This is a genomic window from Mycobacterium sp. NGS17 (assembly GCF_059813205.1).
Genome location: NZ_JCALED010000006.1, coordinates 295142 through 312571, shown reverse-complemented (window position 1 = coordinate 312571; position 17430 = coordinate 295142). Strand labels below are relative to the sequence as shown.

Sequence of the window (17430 nt, the reverse complement as noted above, 5' to 3'; positions counted from 1 at the left end):
GTCAATTATCGTCCGGGGCGTCTCGATACGCCTCGAGCAGTCGCAGCCATAGCTCGCTGATGGTGGGGAAGCACGGCACCGCATGCCACAACCGGTCGACCGGCACCTGGCCTGCGACGGCGATGGTGGCCGAGTGCAGGAGCTCCGTCACGCCCGGGCCGACCACGGTGACGCCGAGCAGGTGGCCGCGATCCGCGTCTACCACCATCCGCGCGCGGCCCGTGTAGCCGTCCGCGTAAAGTTTGGCTCCCGTTACCACATCGCCGATTTCGATGTCGACCGTGCGAATTCGGTGTCCGGCTTGGCCGGCCTGCTCAGCCGTCAGTCCCACGGCAGCCGCTTCGGGGTCGGTGAAAAAGGCCTGCGGCACCGCGTGATGGTCGGCGGTCGTGGCATGCGCACCCCACGGTTTGGTGTCCAACGGCTTTCCCGCGGCACGGGCGCCGATGGCCGCACCGGCAATGCGGCCCTGGTACTTGCCCTGATGGGTGAGCAGCGCCCGGCGATTGACGTCGCCAGCCGCGTAGAGCCAGCCGTCGTCGACGGCGCCGCGCACCAGACAGGTGTCGTCCACCTCGAGCCAGCTGCCCGGCCTCAATCCCACTGTCTCCAAACCGATGTCGTCGGTCAGCGGGGCGCGGCCCGTGGCGAAGAGCACCTCGTTGACGGGCAACTCGGTGCCGTCATCCAAATCGAGGACGACATGGGAATCGTCCGGGCGGCGCAACGCGCGGACCGATATCCCCATGCGCAAGTCGACGCCCGCCTCGGCGAGGCCGCGCCCGATCAGCTCGCCCACGAAGGGCTCCATCCTGGGCAGCAGTCCCGAACCTCGCACCAACAGGGTCACCTCGGAACCCAATCCCCGCCACGCCGTGGCCATTTCGACACCTACGCCGCCGGCGCCGACGACCGCCAGCCGCTCCGGGACGGCGCTGCTATCGGTGGCCCGCCGGTTGGTCCATGGTCTCGCCTCGGCGAGGCCGGGCAGGTCGGGCAACGCGGTGCGGCTTCCGGTGCAGATGACCACCGCGTGCCGTGCGGCGACCGCCACCTGGTCGCCGGTGGCGTCGGTGACGACGACGCGGCGCGGCCCGTCTAATCGCCCGTGCCCGCGTATCAGGGCCGCGCCGATCCCGCTCACCCAGTGGGCCTGGCTGCTGTCGTCCCAGTCGGTGACGTAGCGGTTGCGGCGGCCGAATACGCCGTCGGTGCTCAGCGAGCCAGTGACCGCCTCCCGCGCGCCATCGATCCTGCGGGTGTCGGAAAGCGCAATCACGGGGCGCAGCAGTGCTTTACTGGGCACACACGCCCAATACGAGCACTCGCCGCCAACGAGTTCGCGCTCGATCAGAGCAACGCGCAGTCCTGCGGCTCGGGCCCGTTCGGCGGCGTTTTGGCCGACCGGGCCGGCGCCGAGCACCACGACGTCGAACTCTTCTGCCTCAGCTGCTGCCATGGTCGACGATCCTCTCGCGTGGTGGCCGCGGCGCCGACGCCCCGCTCCCGGTATTCATCGGAGATTAATCAGTTGCTCGGCGAGCTGACGCACATCACTGGCGACGATGTTCGGCTGCGGCAGGCCGTCGATCGGCAGCGGTGCGTTGCCGCGCCGGGTAATGAGGGCCCCGCCGAATCCGACATGCTGCGCACCGATGGTGTCCCACACGTGCGCGGCCACCATCATGCAATCGGGCGGAGCCACCCCGATCGTCTCGCATGCGTACCGATACACGGCGGGCGAAGGCTTGAAGACGCTGCGGGCATCGACGCTCAGTTGATGTTCGAAATAGCCAGCCAGCCCGGAATTCTGCAGTGCGGTCGGGCCATCCGGATTGGGCGGGGAGTTGCTCAAAGTCACCAGCCGAAAGCCGTTGTCACGCAGCGCCGCTAGCCCCTCGGCGGCATCGGGGTGCGCCGGCATCGTGAGCAGCCCGGCCTTCAGCCGCTGCGCGTCGCTTTCGGAAACGTTCACCCGGTAGATGTCGCCCAGCATGGGCAGCACCCCCTCGGCGAGCACCGGAAACGTCACGTAGTTGCCGGCCAGCGTGATCGACATCGAGTACATGACGAGTTGAGCGAACCATTCGCGCAACATGCGCTCATCGCCGAACAGCTCACCGAAAAGCGGTGCGACGGACTCGATGTCGAGCAGCGTCTCGTTGACGTCGAAGACGAGGACGGACGGTGTTGTCATGCTAGTGCTCGACATTCTTTCGTTGGGGAATATCCGGTCGTAGGTAACCCACCAGGCACAGCACAATCAGCAACATCGCGGCCACCGGCCACCACAAGGCGATCAGCGCCGCCGTCACAAACACGCTCAGCGTGATGAACGACCTCATCCGCAGCATGCGTCGCATCCGCGCCGAAACATTCTGGTGCAAAGGCCGATCGACCGCCTCCCAGCACAGCGCCAGGTAGGTGATGTTGACCAGGACGAAGACCGCGGCGTATGAGGACACCGGTGCCGCGGCCAGCCTGCTGTCGGCGATCCACTCGGTGGTGAAAGGGATCAGCGATACCGAAAACAGGTGGGCGAAGTTCGACCACACCAAGCGCGGTGTCGCGACCTGCGCGTAGTTCAACACGTGGTGGTGGTTAACCCAGACGATGGCGATGAACAGGTAGCTGACCACATAGCTGAGTCCGGTGGGCCATAGCGGCAGGAGGGCGCCGAAGCCATGTGCGCTCGGCGGCCTGAGTGCCAACACCAAGATCGTGATGAGCACGGCGAAGACGCCGTCGGAGAACCCGCGCACCCGCTCGGGAGTGGTGCCTTGTTCCGTCACCGTTACCTTCCGATCTGCCGCATTGCACCGAAGCCGTTTTCAGGCCGGCTGATGGTCCCGCTCTTGGACCACCCAAGCATTGCCGTCAGGATCGCGGAAATCGACGAAGCTCGCATAGTTGCCGCGATCTGGATCGGCACCCGCGAGAAAGGTGCCGCTCCAGCCGCCGTCGGTGTCCTTATGCCGTATCTCGCTGACTGTTACGCCGCGATCAGTGAGCTCGGCGCGGCAGGCTTCGATGTCGGAGACGACAAGATACAAGCCCCGCACGGAGCCAACCGGCGCATCCGTCAGCCCCACGCCGAATTGTATTGAGGTGCCCGATCCCTCAGGCGTCAACTGGATGACCCGGAACTCGGGCGTGGGGGCGTAATCGACCTCGAGGTTGAAGCCAACCTGGTCACGGTAGAACCGCAACGACCGGTCCGGATCCGCGACGGGCAGGATCACGACTTCCAAGGACATCCTCATGGTGCGCTCCCGGCCGGGTTCTTTCCCAAGATCTCCTCTGTGTCGAGCCCGCGATCCACGCCGTGTGGAATGACGGTCTGGCCCGGTTCGAGTTGAAGTTGCTTGCCGTCGAGGTGCACATCGACCTTGTCCGGCTCGAAGGACACCAGATTGCGAACCCGCGCGACCTCCGTCCAAGCGCCGACGTAAGACCATGCCGCGCGCCGGTGGTCGCCGATGTCATAGTACGAACAAATCCCTTTGTATGGGCAAAAAGTCTGAATATCAATAGGTTTGAGGGTTGACTCATCGATATCCTGGCGCGGGACGTACCATCGGGGCGCAAAGCCGGACTCATACAGTGCCAGCGGGCGATGGGTATCGGCGATCACTCGGTCGCCATCCCGGACGACCAGATGCCGCGCCGTGGAACGGATGTCGATGCGATGATAGGCGTCAGCGGCGTGCCCGACGATCCGCTCCTCTTCTTCGTAGAACCCGTCCATGGCACGCCAGGCAAAGGCCACCCGGCCCTCGAGTACCGCTGCATGGGCCGGCAGCCCGGTGTGCTCCCAGGCGCTGTGGTTGGTCTCGCGTCCCGATGCGTTGACGGTGAACCACTGGGTGGCCCCGAGGTCACGGTGCTGCGTCACCCGGTCTTCGGCAAGCAGCGTTCCCTCTTCGATGTCGCCGCGGGGAAAGTAGGCGACCGGGTAGCGACCCGGCTCGTGCAACAGCATCACATCCTCGCTGTCGGCGATCCATCGATCGGCGAAGCGCACTCGCAGTCGGCGACGCAACGGCTCGGCGAACAGCAGCCGCGGCGGCATCGGCTGCTCGGTCAAAAAGTGTCCGAGCGATCCCGTCGCCAGCGGCCCTTGTTGCCATGCCAGACCCATGGGAAGCCCGTCCTTTCCTGAAATTCGTTCGCGCAGTAGTGTTTCTCGTCCGCATCACTCCAGCACGACGACGAGCTTGCCTGCGGCTTCACCCGCCTCGGCGACGCGGTGCGCTTCGCGGATGTCGTCGAACGAGAAGACCCGCGCCGGTGCCGCGTCGAGCTTGCCGTCGGCTATCTGCTGAGCGATCTGACCGAACGGCACATCCGAAACCGGGAACCCGGGGTTCCCGAATACGGGGCTCGCGAAGAAACTGAAGCTCACGCCGCTGGCCATTCGCGCGAGGGGATTGAAATCGCGGATGGGTGCCAGACCACCCAGCCACCCGGCGAGGCAGGCGGTGCCGCCGCGGCGCAACATGTCCAGGGAGTCGAGGATGGTGCTGTTGCCGACGAGGTCGAGTACGGCGTCGATACGCTTGGCTTCCGCGATGTGGGCGGCAAGGTCACCGCGCTCCACCTCCACCCGGGTCGCGCCCAGCTCTTCGAGCATGCCGAAGCGTTGCCGGCTGCGCGTCGTGGCAATGACTTCGGCGCCGGTGATCACCGCCATCTTTAGAGCGGCCTGACCCAAAGCCGAAGTCGCCCCACGGATCACCAAGGTTTGTTCCGCGGCAAGACTCAGGTTGCGGTACAGGCAGGTCCACGCCGTCGCATAGGTTTCCGGCAGAGCCGCCAGCTGTGACCACGGCAGGTCGGATTCGATGGGCGCAACATTGGCTGCGCGGACGCGGGTGTACTCTGCATAGCTGCCGTTGATGGTGCGCCCCAGGCCACCCATCAGCGCCGCGACCTTGGCCCCGACCGGGAATTCGCCGCCCGGGCACGAGTCGACGATGCCGACGCATTCGATGCCGCTGACCTCGGCCGCTTCGGCCCATTCGCCGCGACGCATGTGGATCTCGGCATGGTTGATGCCGAAACCCTTTATCGCAATGACGACTTCGCCATCTTTCGGCAGCGGCTTGGGAATTTCGGTGTAGACCAGGCTGTCCAGACCGCCGAACTTTTCCAAGATGATCGCCCGCATGGCTTGTCCACCGGCTTGCTCGCGTACGACCGCCGGAGCGGTTGGCAGCTGAGGTGACTCGAGCATGGACATCGGCTGCCTCTTTCACCATCGTCGGCGGCGACGGCACCAGGTGGCGCGACGCATAATAATGGGCCAACTGACCCATTATTATGGGTGACCATATCCCCCATGTCCAGCGAAACGTCAACACTCAGACGCTGCGCTGCGCGCGCGACGACGCGGGTTGACTCTTACGCCGCGGGGGTTGCACCGCGAAGGAGCACACATAGTCGACCGCGGCATCGACGGCGGCCCGCAGCGGTTGCGGATCACCGGTGACGTGGGTGAGCATCGCGCCGCCCTGGTGCGCGGCGACCATGGATACGGCCAGATGCCGCGCGTCGGCCTCCGGGCGCAGGTCGCCGCGCTCACGCATCGACTCCAGGCCGGCCCGAAACAGGTCGATCCACTGGTCGTATCCCGCGGCCAACTCATCGTGTATCTCGCGGTCGGCCTCGATCAGCTCACCGGCCAGGGACCCATAGACGCAACCGCCGACGCGGTACACGGCGTCGATGTCGGCCACGCAGCCATCGGCCCAGGCCCGCAGGGCAGCGAGGCTGTCGAGCCCGGCGAACTGCGGCCGAGTGTGGAAGGCCCGCACGTCATTACGGCGCGCATCGATGACATGGCGGGTCAGGTCGCGCTTATCGCCGAAGTAGTGGGAGATCTGGGATCCACCCACCGCGGCGGCGCGACGAACCTGGTCGACGCTCGTGTTGGCGACGCCCCGTTCGAACATCAACCGGGCGGCGACCTCGATGATTCGCGCGCGCGTCGCCAGTCCCTTGCGGGTGAAGCGCGATGGGTTGCGTTCGGTCACTTCGCCGCCTTCGGGACCAATCGCTCACCCGGCCCGTCGCGCCGGGCGGCGCGCGCGGGACCGGCGCGGCGGACGGGGTGCTCGCTCGGCGGGGTCGGTGGCGAACAGACGTAAATAGTTGATTGCGAAGCGAATGGCGTCGGCGTGCGGCCACTCCTCTTGGTAGGTGAAGGTCAGCACGCCACCGCCCTGGTGCGCGGTGACGATCACCAACGCCAGTTGGTTTGGATCGGCATCGCGAACCAGCAACCCGTCGTCTTTCATCCGCGCAATTGCCCGTTCCAGCAATTCAATCCACTGCCGGTACCCGGCGGCCAGCGCCTCGCGGGTGGCGTCGTCTGACTTCGCCAACTGGGCGGTCAAGGCGTGGTAGGTAGGGGTGCCGAAATAGCCGATGCGCCGCAGGTAGCGCATGTTCAGATCGATCCAGCGCTCGAAGTCGTCAAACGAACCTAGGCCGCGAAGGGTGGGCTGGCGATGAAAATCCAAGACGACGCCGATCTGGCGCCTGATCACCGCGCGAATGAGCGCCGCCTTGTCGGTGAAATAGTGGGCAAGCTGCGAGCCGCTGACCGAAGCCGCCCGGCGCACGCTGTCCATGTTCGACGCGGACAGGCCCTCGGTAACGATCAGCTGAGCGGCGGCCTGCACGATTCGGTCGCGGGTGGCTCGCCCCTTGGCGGTCAACCGTTGTTCGTCGTGAACATCGGGATGGGCCATCGCGCCAGGCTAACCCGGGAGCGCCCCCATTCATGGGATCTCCAGCCCAAACATCGGCTCAGGCTTGGGCTTGGGTCGCGAGGAAGTTCCGGATCAGCCGGGCGACGTCGTCGCACGCGGATTCCAGCAGAAAGTGTCCGCCGTCGAGCAGATGGATCTCGGCGTCGGGCAGGTCGTCGGCGAACGCCTCGGCGCCGGCCGGGCCGAAGATCTCGTCGCCGCGGCCCCAGACCGCCAGCAGCGGCACCCGGGCGGCCCGGAAGTAGTCGTGCAGGCGCGGATACAGGGCCGCATTGGTGGCGTAGTCGCGAAACAACTTGAGTTGCACCAGATCGTTGCCGGGACGGGAGATCAGGGCGTAGTCATGTTGCCAGGATTCGGGATCGACCAGCGTCTCCTCGGCCACGCCGGTCACGTACTGCCAACGGGTGGCATCCAGGGTGAGGAACTGGCGCACCGCCGCCTCGGTATCCGCCGTCTGCTCCTGTTGGTACGCCTGCACGACCTTCCAGAAGCTCTCGACGAATCCCGCGTCATAGCCATTGCCGTTCTGGCTGATGATCGCGGTGATCGCGGCCGGGTCGCGCAACGCGAGCCGCCAGCCGATCGGCGCGCCGTAGTCCTGAACGTACATGGCGTACCGGTTGACGCCCAGGGTTCCCAGCAGACCGGCCGTGAGGTCGGTCAGCCCGTCGAAGGTGTAGTCGAACTCGTCGACCGGTGGGGCGTCGGACAGCCCGAAGCCGAGGTGATCCGGTGCGATGACGTGGTATTCGTCGGCGAGGGCGGGGATCAGGTGGCGGAACATGTACGAGCTGGTGGGAAAACCGTGCAGGAGAACCACCGCGGGGGCGGCGTCATCGCCGGCCTCCCGGTAGAAGATCTGATGACCGTCGACGTTGGCGTAGCGATGATGAACCGCAGGCATGGCATTCCTCCTGAGTCAATGCATTTCAGCATCGTGCGCCTCGGCGGCGTCCGATGGAGGTGCGCGGAACCCAGACTCTAGATTATGGGTTGTATGACCCAGTATGCACCAAACGGGCGGCTCGCGACAGCCCGTGAAGCCGAGGTGTTGCCGCACGAACCGGCCTGCCATATTCTGGGCGAACCATCCCAGTTGGGGTCGTAGGAATACGAGCCGGTTCGAGGTGACACAGTGGGCAGGCTTGTCTCGGTGAACGTGGGCATGCCCAAGAACGTCCAATGGCGAGACAAAGCGGTCTACACCGGGATCTGGAAGGCTCCGATCGAGGGGCCAGTCATGGTGCGCCGGCTGAACGTCGATGGCGACGGCCAGGGGGACCTGGCCGGGCATGGTGGGGAGCAACGCGCCGTCATGGTGTACCAGACCGAAGCATACGACTTCTGGAAGGCATATCTGGGTCGTGACGACCTGCAACCCGGACACTTCGGCGAGAACTTCACCGTCACCGGACTCGCCGACGACGACGTCTGCATCGGAGACCGCTATCGCATCGGCGATGCCGAGTTCGAGGTCACCCAGCCGCGGGTCACTTGTTTTCGGATCGGCATCCGACTCGACGAGCCGAACATGCCCAACCTGCTTGTCTCTCAACATCGCCCGGGCTTCTACTTCCGGGTAATCACCGAGGGTCACGTGCGGGCCGGCGACGACATCGTGCGGACCCGCCGAGGCCGCCACGAACTCAGCGTCGCCGACGTGGACGCGTTGCTCTATCTGCCCGACCGCGACGACGAAATGTTGCGTAAGGCCATCGACGTTCCGGCGCTCAGCCCCGGCTGGCAACAGTCGTTTCACGAGCTGCTGGCCGCACACGACGGCGCGGCACCCGCGCTAGCGCCGCCCATCGGAGCCGAACCGGGATGGACAGGCTTCCGCAACTTGCGTGTGACCCAAACACGCCGGGAGAGTCCACAAGTACTTTCGTTCCGACTGGAAGCCGACGACCACAGTCCGCTGCCACCGGCGCTTCCCGGCCAGTACCTGACGGTCAAGATCGCTGGCGCCGGTGAGCCCGCACCGATGCGCAGCTACTCGCTGTCCGACGGATCCGGCGCCGGCTATTACCGCATCAGCGTCAAGCGCGAGGACCACGGTGTGGTCAGCCGGTGGTTGCACACCCGCATTCACCCTGGGTCGGTGATCGCGGCGGCCGCGCCCCGCGGCGACTTCTTCCTCACCGACGACTCCAGCCCGGTCATCCTGTTCTCCGCCGGTATCGGGGCGACGCCGGTGCTGGCGATGCTGCATGCGCTGTCCGCGGCCGCGAGCCGTCGCGACATCTGGTGGTTGCACACCACTCACAGTCGCGAAACCCAGGCCTTCGCAGACGAAGTCACGACGCTCATCGAGTCATTGCCGCACGCCAGGCAGCAAATCTTCTACACCGAAACACAAGGCCGCCTGCGGCGCGAATCCATCGCGGCGTTGGGCCTGCCCACCGATGCCACCGTATATCTTTGCGGACCAACGCAATTCATGTCGAATATGCGCGAGGCCCTGATCGGCATTGGATTCGACTCCACGCGCATTCACAGCGAGCTGTTCGGCGCGCTGCCCGCGATCAGCCCGGGCATTGTCGAGACCGGTGATCACAAGCCACCGCATCAACCTGTAGGACCGCGGGGCACGGGGCCCGCGATCACCTTTGCGCGCAGCGGATTAACGGTAAGCTGGTCCCCCCAGTACCACAGCATCCTCGACCTGGCCGAAGATTGCGACGTGCCAACCCGTTTTTCCTGCCGCAGCGGGGTGTGCCACCTGTGTGTAACCGGGATCATCGCCGGGACGACCGCCTACGTGCAACGGCCATTGGAGCCGCCCGGCCAGGGGTCGGTGCTGATCTGCTCGGCGGCCCCGGATACCGATGTGGTTCTCGACCTCTAGCGTTTACGCGGCAATCGCTCGTTGACCTCCGGTCGCGTGCAGAATGGCGCCGTTGACATAGCTGGCGTCCGGAGATGCGAGGAAGACCACGGCACTGGCGATTTCGCCCGCGTCGGCCACGCGTTTCACCGTGGTGATCGCCGCGATGGTATCCAGGACACCCGGAAGGGCCGCGGCCCCAGGCGTTTCGGTCGGTCCGGCGGCTACAGCATTCACCCGCACGCCCGACTCGCCGAACTCATCGGCCCACACGCGGGTCAGCTGCTCCAAGCCGGCCTTTGTGGCCCCGTAGACACCCGCGCCGCGGGTTGCCACGGAAGCGGCCAGGGTACTCACGTTCACCACGGCGCCGTTACCCCGAGCGGCCATGGCCGGCACCAACTGCTGCACCAAAATGTACGGCGCGCGCAGATTGACGTTGACGTGTTCGTCGAAGGTCGCGTCGTCGGTGTCCGCGGTGGGACCGAATTCGTAGATTCCGGCATTGTTGATCAGGATGTCGACCGGTCCCGCCTCGGCGGCCAATCGCCGCACATCGTCGGCGTCGTTGAGGTCTGCTGCGACGAAACGTGCCGTGCCGCCGGCATTTTCAATATCGCGGACGGTCTTGGCGCCGCGTTCGGCATTGCGGCCCTGCACCACGACCTCGGCGCCGCGAGCCGCAAGCTGCAGTGCGATTTCCCGGCCGATACCCGATGTCGCGCCGGTGACCAATGCGGTCGAGCCGGCCAAAGTTGTTGCCATCGAAACCCTGCCTCCAAGAGAGAAGTTCAGTTGCTCTCCCGGTAAGCAAGGGCTTGCCGCCAATTATTCCTACGGGTTGAGGGGAACCGAGGCCTCGGCGGTGTAGCACAAAAAGGTCAGCGTCTCCTGGAGATACAGCTGCACGGTGTCCGCGTCATGGCTGGTGTACCCGATCGACACATCGTGTCCGAGCTGCAGGTCGAAGTCGCCGCCGCGGGTGGTCAGCACGAAGGCGCCGTCGATCGCCGGCGCCCAGATGATGTCGCCGGGAACCAATCGGTCGATGTGTTCGAGGATCGGGTAGCCGTGTTCGGTCGTCTCGCTGACCCGCGTGTAGACGTCGGCGGAGAGCAGCACCGAGTACGGACCGTCGACACCGGCCAGCCGGAGTTCGGAGATCGCCTGAGTGATGACGTCGGGAATCTCCCGCGGGTCCGCCGGCAGGGTCAGTGACTTGTTCGAGCTGGCGGAGCGGATGCCCTCGATCGATGCCGCGGCGTAGCCCTCGAAAATGGCCCGGTCTTCCACGAATGCCAGCTTCTTGGCGGCTTCCTTGACCGGGTCCCAGTCGGAATCGTTGGCGCCGCGCTCGACGTTGTCGATCTCGTAGCGTGACAGGGTGAACGGAACCCGCAGTCGGACAAGGGGTTTGCTCTCGCGCAGGTGAGCCTCCACGCCTTCCGTGGGTGCTGCGACGTTGGCGAGCCGGCCGGTGCTCACCGCGGCGGTAACCGGTCCGCCGGGCTCGCTGACGTCGACCACTCGACGCCCGGCGATGTGGCGTTTGAAGGTGCGGGTCGCCTCCAATTCGATTTCTTCCCAGGCGGCTTCGGTGACCGGTGCCAGGTCGCGGTAGAGGTTGTTCATGAACTCGTTCCTTTCAGGCTGCCGATCGAGAGTGAGCCGTTCTGTGCAGCAGGCGTTTCCGCCAACGGCGCTGCGGGAAGTGGTGGTGGATCATCGAGAAAGTCGAGGGTGGGGGAGAAGAACAATCCGCCGGTGATGGCCGTGGAAAAGTCGAGGATGCGGTCGGTGTTTCCGGGCGGGTCGCCGAGGAACATGTTGCGCAGCATCCGTTCGGTGACTTGGGGCGTGCGCGAATAGCCGATGAAGTACGTGCCGTATTCGCTTTTGCCCAGCTCGCCGAACGGCATGTTGTGGCGCACGATTTTCAGTTCGGTGCCGTCGTCGTCGGTGATCACATTGAGGGCGATGTGGGCGTTGCCCGGCTTGACGTCGTCGTCGAGCTCGATGTCGTCGAGCTTGGTGCGGCCGATCACGCGCTCCTGCTCGGTAACCGAGATCGAATGCCACGCCGACATATCGTGCACGTACTTCTGCACGTGCACGTAGCACGAGCCGGCGAAGTCGGGATCCTCGTCACCGATCGCGGTGGCACTCGTGGCCAGCGCGCCGTCCGGGTTCTCGGTGCCATCGACGAATCCGAGCAGGTCGCGGTTGTCGAAGTAGCGGAAGCCATGCACCTCGTCGACCACGGAGACCGCACCGGCCATGGATTTGAGGATCCGGTCGGCCAGTTCGAAGCAGACATCCAAACATTCGGCCCTGATGTGGAACAACAGATCCCCGGGCGTGGCGGGAGCGGTGTGTCGCGGTCCGTGCAGTTCGGGGAACCGATGAAGTTCGGCGGGCCGGGGTCCGGAGAACAGGCGATCCCAGGCGTCCGAGCCGATCGAGGCGATCGCCGACAACCGTTTCTGCGGTTCGCGAAAACCGATCGCGCGCACCAGTCCGGGAATGTCAGGCAGTGCGTCGTGCACCGCCGCCTCCCCGCCGTCGTCGATGGTCACCACCAGGAAGATCGCCGCGGGCGTCAACGGCGCGAGGATGGGTTGCGGCTGGACGGGGGGCACGTGGATGACCCTAACGTGAACCGCACAACGGCGGACAGCCATGATGTTCAACATGTCCGGCGGGCCTCGAAACCAGGCGAAGTCCTCAGCGAGCGCGCAAGGACTCTGCGATTTCATCGACGCCTCTCCGTCGCCATTTCACGTGTGCGCCACGTTGGCCGCCCGGCTGATCGCTGCCGGATACACCGAACTGAGCGAGGCTAAACGCTGGCCGTCCGAGCCCGGGCGTTACTTCACGGTGCGGGCCGGCTCGCTGGTCGCCTGGAATTCGGAAGGCGCCGACGGACCGTTCCGAATCGTCGGGGCGCACACCGACAGTCCCAACCTCAGGGTCAAGCAGCATCCCGATCGGGTGGTCACCGGCTGGCGGGTGGTGGCGCTGGAACCGTATGGGGGCGCATGGCTCAACTCGTGGCTGGACCGCGATCTGGGTATCAGTGGGCGCCTTTCGGTGCGCGCGGACGGCGAAGACGGCGGCGTCGCACACCACCTGGTGCGCATCGACGAGCCGATCCTTCGGGTGCCGCAGCTGGCCATCCATCTGGCCGAGGACCGCAAGTCGGTGACGCTGGATCCGCAGCGACACGTCAACGCGGTGTGGGGTGTCGGGGATACGACGCGGTCTTTCGTCGATTACGTCGCGGAGCGCGCCGGAGTCGCGCCGACCGCCGTGCTGGCCGCCGATCTGATGACCCACGACCTGACTCCCGCGACTGTTGTCGGCGCCGACGCCGGCCTGCTGAGTGCGCCCCGGCTGGACAACCAGGCCAGTTGCTACGCGGGGATGGAGGCATTGCTGGCCGTGGAACGGGCCGGGGCCTATCTGCCCGTGTTGGCGGTCTTCGATCACGAGGAGGTGGGATCGACGTCGGATCACGGCGCGCAATCCGATCTGCTGGGCACCGTGCTCGAGCGAATCGTGCTGGCGGCCGGCGGTAGCCGCGAGGACTACCTGCGCCGGCTGCCGGCCTCACTGCTCGCCTCCGCCGACATGGCGCACGCCACCCACCCCAACTACCCGGAGCGGCACGAGCCCGGCCACCCGATCGCGGTGAACGCCGGGCCGGTGCTCAAGGTGCATCCGAACCTGCGCTACGCCACCGACGGTCGCACCGCCGCGGCGTTCGCGCTAGCCTGCCGGCAGGCCGGAGTGCCGTTGCAGCGCTACGAACATCGCGCCGACCTGCCGTGCGGATCGACGATCGGACCGTTGGCGTCGGCGCGGACGGGCATCCCCACCGTCGACGTCGGCGCAGCCCAACTGGCTATGCACTCCGCGCGCGAGTTGATGGGCGCACACGACGTCGCCGCTTATTCGGCGGCGATGCAAGCTTTTCTGTCGCCCCGCTGACCTACGATCCGGCCATGGCGCTAAACGTAGAAATGGTCACGTTCGACTGCGGCGATCCGGACGGGCTGGCCGGCTGGTGGGCGCAACACTTCGGCGGCAAGACGCACGTCATCCTCGCCGACGAATTCACGGCGGTGACCTTCCCGGAAGGGCTGCGGCTCGGGTTCCAGAAGGTGCCCGACCCGACGCCAGGCAAGAACCGCGTGCACCTCGATTTGAGCGCGGCCGACGTCGACGCCGAGGTGTCGCGGCTGACGGCGGCCGGAGCCACCGAGGTCGGCCGGCACCAGTTTGGCGACAGCTTCCGCTGGGTCGTCCTCGCCGACCCCGAGGGCAATGTGTTCTGCGTGGTGCGGCAGTAGCCGCGGGTCGCAGCTCAGCCATGCTCGGCCAGCTCGGCGTCCAGGGTGCGTCCAGCCCTAGACTGTCTGGCGTGACAGTCTCCGGGACGAGCGCGCGCACCCAGGCCATCGACACCGTCGAGCACGCCGCCTCCACTCCCGACGAGCCGCAACCGTTCGCCGAGCTGGGCCTCAAAGACGACGAATATCAGCGGATCCGCGCCATCCTGGGACGCCGGCCGACCGATGCCGAGCTGGCGATGTACTCGGTGATGTGGAGCGAGCATTGCTCCTACAAGTCGTCCAAGGTGCACCTGCGGTACTTCGGCGAGACCACCACCGACGAGATGCGGGCCGGCATGCTGGCCGGCATCGGCGAAAACGCCGGCGTCGTCGACATCGGCGACGGCTGGGCGGTCACCTTCAAAGTCGAGTCGCACAACCACCCGTCCTACGTCGAGCCCTACCAGGGCGCGGCCACCGGGGTCGGCGGGATTGTCCGCGACATCATGGCGATGGGCGCGCGGCCGGTCGCGGTGATGGACCAGCTGAGGTTCGGCGCGGCCGACGCGCCGGACACCCGCCGCGTGGTCGACGGCGTGGTGCGCGGCATCGGCGGCTACGGCAATTCGTTGGGCTTGCCCAACATCGGCGGCGAAACGGTGTTCGATGCCTGCTACGCCGGCAACCCGCTCGTCAACGCCATGTGCGTCGGCGTCTTGCGCCAGGAGGACCTGCACCTGGCCTTCGCCTCGGGCGCCGGCAACAAGATCATCCTGTTCGGTGCCCGTACCGGCCTGGACGGCATCGGCGGGGTTTCGGTGCTGGCTTCGGACACGTTTGACAGCGAGGGATCCCGCAAGAAGCTGCCCTCGGTTCAGGTCGGCGACCCGTTCATGGAGAAGGTGCTCATCGAGTGCTGCCTCGAGCTGTACGCCGGGCACCTGGTGGTCGGCATCCAGGACCTGGGCGGTGCCGGATTATCTTGCGCCACTTCGGAATTGGCCTCAGCCGGCGACGGCGGGATGGCGATCCAGCTCGAAGCCGTGCCGCTGCGCACCACGCAGATGACGCCCGCGGAGATCCTGTGCAGCGAGTCGCAGGAGCGGATGTGCGCCGTGGTGACCCCGGAAAACGTCGACGCCTTCCTGGCGGTGTGCCGCAAGTGGGACGTGCTGGCCACGGTGATCGGCGAGGTCACCGACGGCGACCGGTTGCAGATCACCTGGCACGGCCAGACAGTCGTCGATGTGCCGCCGCGCACCGTCGCCCACGAAGGCCCGGTCTACCACCGGCCGGTCGCCCGGCCCGATACCCAGGACGCCTTGAACGCCGACAGCGCCGCGCGGTTGCCACGACCGGCCACCGGTGACGAACTGCGCGCCACTTTGCTTGCGCTGCTAGGTAGTCCGCACCTGTGCAGCCGTGCATACATCACCGAGCAGTACGACCGGTACGTGCGCGGCAACACAGTGCTGGCCGAGCACGCCGACGGTGGTGTGCTGCGCGTCGACGAATCCACCGGCCGCGGCATCGCCGTATCCACCGACGCATCCGGCCGATATACGAAGCTCGATCCGTACGCCGGTGCTCAGCTCGCCCTGGCCGAGGCTTACCGCAACGTCGCCGTCACCGGGGCGGTACCGGTCGCGGTGACCAATTGCCTGAACTTCGGTTCGCCAGAAGACCCCGGAGTGATGTGGCAGTTCTCGCAAGCCGTCAAGGGCCTCGCGGATGGCTGTGTGGCCCTCGGGATTCCGGTGACGGGCGGCAATGTCAGCTTCTACAACCAGACGGGCTCGGCGGCGATCCTGCCCACCCCGGTGGTAGGCGTGCTGGGCGTCATCGATGACGTCGCCCGGCGCATCCCCACCGGCCTGGGCACCGAGCCAGGGGAGACCCTGATGCTGCTCGGCGATACTCGCGACGAGTTCGACGGTTCCACCTGGGCCCAAGTGACCGCCGATCATCTGGGTGGGTTGCCGCCCAGAGTCGACCTGGCCCGCGAGAAGCTGCTGGGGGCGGTGCTGCATTCGGCGTCGCGCGACGGCCTGGTGTCCGCGGCCCACGACCTGTCCGAGGGCGGCCTCGCGCAGGCCGTCGTCGAGGCCGCCCTGGCCGGCGAAACCGGTTGTCGCATCGTGCTTCCCGAGGACGCCGACCCGTTCGTGACGTTGTTCTCCGAGTCGGCGGGTCGCGTGTTGGTGGCGGTGCCGCGTACGGAGGAGAGCCGGTTCCGGTCGATGTGCGAGGCGCGAGGACTGCCGGCGGTGCGCATCGGCGTGGTCGACCAGGCCTCCGACGCGGTCGAGTTCCAGGGGCTGTTCACGGTCCCACTGACCGAACTGCGCGAGACTTCCGAGGCGGTGCTGCCGCGGCTCTTCGGATGAGTGACCGCAGCGAATCCTGATGTCTGCGCGGCATTTTCGTCGAACTGGCGCGTTGTCGTTGGCCGCCGCGCTGATCGGCTGGAGCTTCGTCAGTCCGCGGCTGCCGGCCTCGTGGCGGACGGTGGTGCAGGCCGGCGTGGGTGGCGCGCTGGTGTGGGTGACGCGTGCACCTCTGGGCCTGGGTCCGCCCCGGCTATGGGCCGGCTTGCGATGGGGGTCGCTGGCCGCATTCTTTGTGACGGCTACGGTCGCCGCGACGACCGCGCTGGCGCCCGTCCGCCGATCGATGGCCGACCGCCAGCCACCGGCGACGGCGCCGGAGTGGCTGCTGCTGCGGATACCGGTGGGCACCGTGTGGTCGGAGGAGTCCGCGTTTCGGGGCGCGCTGATGGCCGCGGGCTCCGCTGCTTTCGGTGCGCGTGGTGGACGGCTGTTGCAGGCCTGCGCTTTTGGCCTCTCGCACATCGCCGACGCGCGCGCGACGGGTGAGCCGGTCGCCGGCACGGTGTTGGTCACCGGAACCGCGGGCTGGCTCTTCGGTTGGCTGGCCGAGCGTTCCGGAAGCCTGGCGACACCCATGCTGGCGCATTTGGCCGTCAACGAAGCCGGTGCCATCGCCGTGCTGGCCGTCCGGTCGTCGGGCCGCGGGATTTTGAGACCCTGAGGTCATGGCCCCGCGCGACAGAGCCGACCCGGTGAAGACCCGCCAGGCGTTACTGGCGATCGCGGACTGGCTTGGCGACGAATCACGTCCGGCGCCTGACCGACAGGAATTGGCGACGGCCGTGCGGCTGACCGCCCGCACGCTCGCCGCGGTGGCACCCGGGCGGAGCGTGGAGTTGCGCATCCCCCCGTTCGTCGCGGTGCAGTGCATCGCCGGGCCCACGCACACCCGGGGCACGCCGCCCAACGTGGTGGAAACCGACCCCCGCACCTGGCTGCTGCTGGCCACCGGAAAGTTGTCGTTCGCCGAGGCGCAGCCCACCGGTGCGCTGCGCCTTTCCGGTTCGCGAGCCGGTGAGATTGGACACTGCCTGCCCCTGTTCGATATGGGCTGAACATAACCCTGAACTGCAGCTTTAGGTATTTGAAGTGGGAATTCG

At 66.6% G+C, this 17430-nt stretch carries 18 protein-coding genes; 6 read left to right on the top strand and 12 right to left on the bottom strand.

Going from position 1 to position 17430, the window contains the following annotated elements:
* Position 1 precedes the first annotated feature (1 nt).
* The 9 genes from AC5Y7E_RS15955 to AC5Y7E_RS15915 all read right to left on the bottom strand — a co-directional run bounded on the left by AC5Y7E_RS15955 (position 2) and on the right by AC5Y7E_RS15915 (position 7683).
* On the bottom strand, positions 2-1459 hold the full coding sequence (locus AC5Y7E_RS15955; protein WP_499949708.1) for a dihydrolipoyl dehydrogenase family protein: 1458 nt from the start codon (positions 1457-1459) through the stop codon (positions 2-4).
* Positions 1460-1513: 54 nt separating this feature from the next.
* A complete protein-coding gene (locus tag AC5Y7E_RS15950; RefSeq protein WP_499949706.1) occupies positions 1514-2197 on the bottom strand; it encodes a haloacid dehalogenase type II in 684 nt (227 codons plus the stop codon).
* 1 nt (position 2198) lies between these two features.
* Positions 2199-2792 (bottom strand): TMEM175 family protein, encoded by a 594-nt coding sequence (locus AC5Y7E_RS15945; protein WP_499918902.1) that lies wholly within the window; start codon positions 2790-2792, stop codon positions 2199-2201.
* Between the two features lie 39 nt (positions 2793-2831).
* Positions 2832-3257, bottom strand: coding sequence for a VOC family protein (locus tag AC5Y7E_RS15940; RefSeq protein ID WP_499918901.1), 426 nt, complete (start codon positions 3255-3257; stop codon positions 2832-2834).
* Between the two features lie 2 nt (positions 3258-3259).
* A complete protein-coding gene (locus AC5Y7E_RS15935) occupies positions 3260-4141 on the bottom strand; it encodes a DUF427 domain-containing protein (protein ID WP_499949704.1) in 882 nt (293 codons plus the stop codon).
* 54 nt (positions 4142-4195) lie between these two features.
* A complete protein-coding gene (locus tag AC5Y7E_RS15930; RefSeq protein ID WP_499949703.1) occupies positions 4196-5242 on the bottom strand; it encodes a zinc-binding dehydrogenase in 1047 nt (348 codons plus the stop codon).
* A gap of 121 nt (positions 5243-5363) precedes the next feature.
* Positions 5364-6035: a TetR/AcrR family transcriptional regulator gene (locus tag AC5Y7E_RS15925; RefSeq protein WP_499918895.1), complete on the bottom strand. Its 672-nt coding sequence runs from the start codon at positions 6033-6035 to the stop codon at positions 5364-5366.
* Positions 6036-6059: 24 nt separating this feature from the next.
* Positions 6060-6755, bottom strand: coding sequence for a TetR/AcrR family transcriptional regulator (locus tag AC5Y7E_RS15920; RefSeq protein ID WP_499918894.1), 696 nt, complete (start codon positions 6753-6755; stop codon positions 6060-6062).
* A 58-nt stretch (positions 6756-6813) separates the two neighbouring features.
* Complete coding sequence (locus tag AC5Y7E_RS15915; protein ID WP_499918893.1) at positions 6814-7683, bottom strand: alpha/beta fold hydrolase; 870 nt, start codon at positions 7681-7683, stop codon at positions 6814-6816.
* Between the two features lie 231 nt (positions 7684-7914).
* Here AC5Y7E_RS15915 and AC5Y7E_RS15910 point away from each other — a divergent pair, with 231 nt between their 5' ends.
* Positions 7915-9627: an MOSC domain-containing protein gene (locus AC5Y7E_RS15910; RefSeq protein WP_499949702.1), complete on the top strand. Its 1713-nt coding sequence runs from the start codon at positions 7915-7917 to the stop codon at positions 9625-9627.
* Between the two features lie 3 nt (positions 9628-9630).
* On the opposite strand, the gene AC5Y7E_RS15905 is transcribed toward AC5Y7E_RS15910, so the two are convergent.
* The 3 genes from AC5Y7E_RS15905 to AC5Y7E_RS15895 form a co-directional block, all read right to left on the bottom strand.
* The gene (locus AC5Y7E_RS15905) at positions 9631-10371 is read right to left on the bottom strand and encodes an SDR family NAD(P)-dependent oxidoreductase (RefSeq protein WP_499949700.1); all 741 of its coding nucleotides are present in this window, start codon (positions 10369-10371) and stop codon (positions 9631-9633) included.
* 69 nt (positions 10372-10440) lie between these two features.
* Positions 10441-11238, bottom strand: coding sequence for a family 1 encapsulin nanocompartment shell protein (locus AC5Y7E_RS15900; RefSeq protein ID WP_499949699.1), 798 nt, complete (start codon positions 11236-11238; stop codon positions 10441-10443).
* A complete protein-coding gene (locus tag AC5Y7E_RS15895) occupies positions 11235-12251 on the bottom strand; it encodes a Dyp-type peroxidase (protein WP_499949778.1) in 1017 nt (338 codons plus the stop codon). Before AC5Y7E_RS15895 ends, AC5Y7E_RS15900 begins: the two co-directional genes overlap by 4 nt.
* A gap of 37 nt (positions 12252-12288) precedes the next feature.
* On the opposite strand from AC5Y7E_RS15895, the gene AC5Y7E_RS15890 reads away from it, so the two are divergent.
* The 5 genes from AC5Y7E_RS15890 (at position 12289) to AC5Y7E_RS15870 (ending at position 17385) form a co-directional block, all read left to right on the top strand.
* Positions 12289-13596: a M18 family aminopeptidase gene (locus AC5Y7E_RS15890; protein WP_499949777.1), complete on the top strand. Its 1308-nt coding sequence runs from the start codon at positions 12289-12291 to the stop codon at positions 13594-13596.
* 14 nt (positions 13597-13610) lie between these two features.
* Positions 13611-13958, top strand: coding sequence for a VOC family protein (locus AC5Y7E_RS15885; RefSeq protein ID WP_499949698.1), 348 nt, complete (start codon positions 13611-13613; stop codon positions 13956-13958).
* A 71-nt stretch (positions 13959-14029) separates the two neighbouring features.
* Positions 14030-16327, top strand: a complete 2298-nt coding sequence (gene purL / locus AC5Y7E_RS15880) for a phosphoribosylformylglycinamidine synthase subunit PurL (RefSeq protein ID WP_499949696.1) — start codon at positions 14030-14032, stop codon at positions 16325-16327.
* A gap of 19 nt (positions 16328-16346) precedes the next feature.
* Positions 16347-16991, top strand: a complete 645-nt coding sequence (locus AC5Y7E_RS15875; protein WP_499949695.1) for an Rv0804 family intramembrane glutamic endopeptidase — start codon at positions 16347-16349, stop codon at positions 16989-16991.
* Positions 16992-16995: 4 nt separating this feature from the next.
* Positions 16996-17385, top strand: coding sequence for a sterol carrier family protein (locus AC5Y7E_RS15870; RefSeq protein WP_499918878.1), 390 nt, complete (start codon positions 16996-16998; stop codon positions 17383-17385).
* Positions 17386-17430 lie beyond the last annotated feature (45 nt).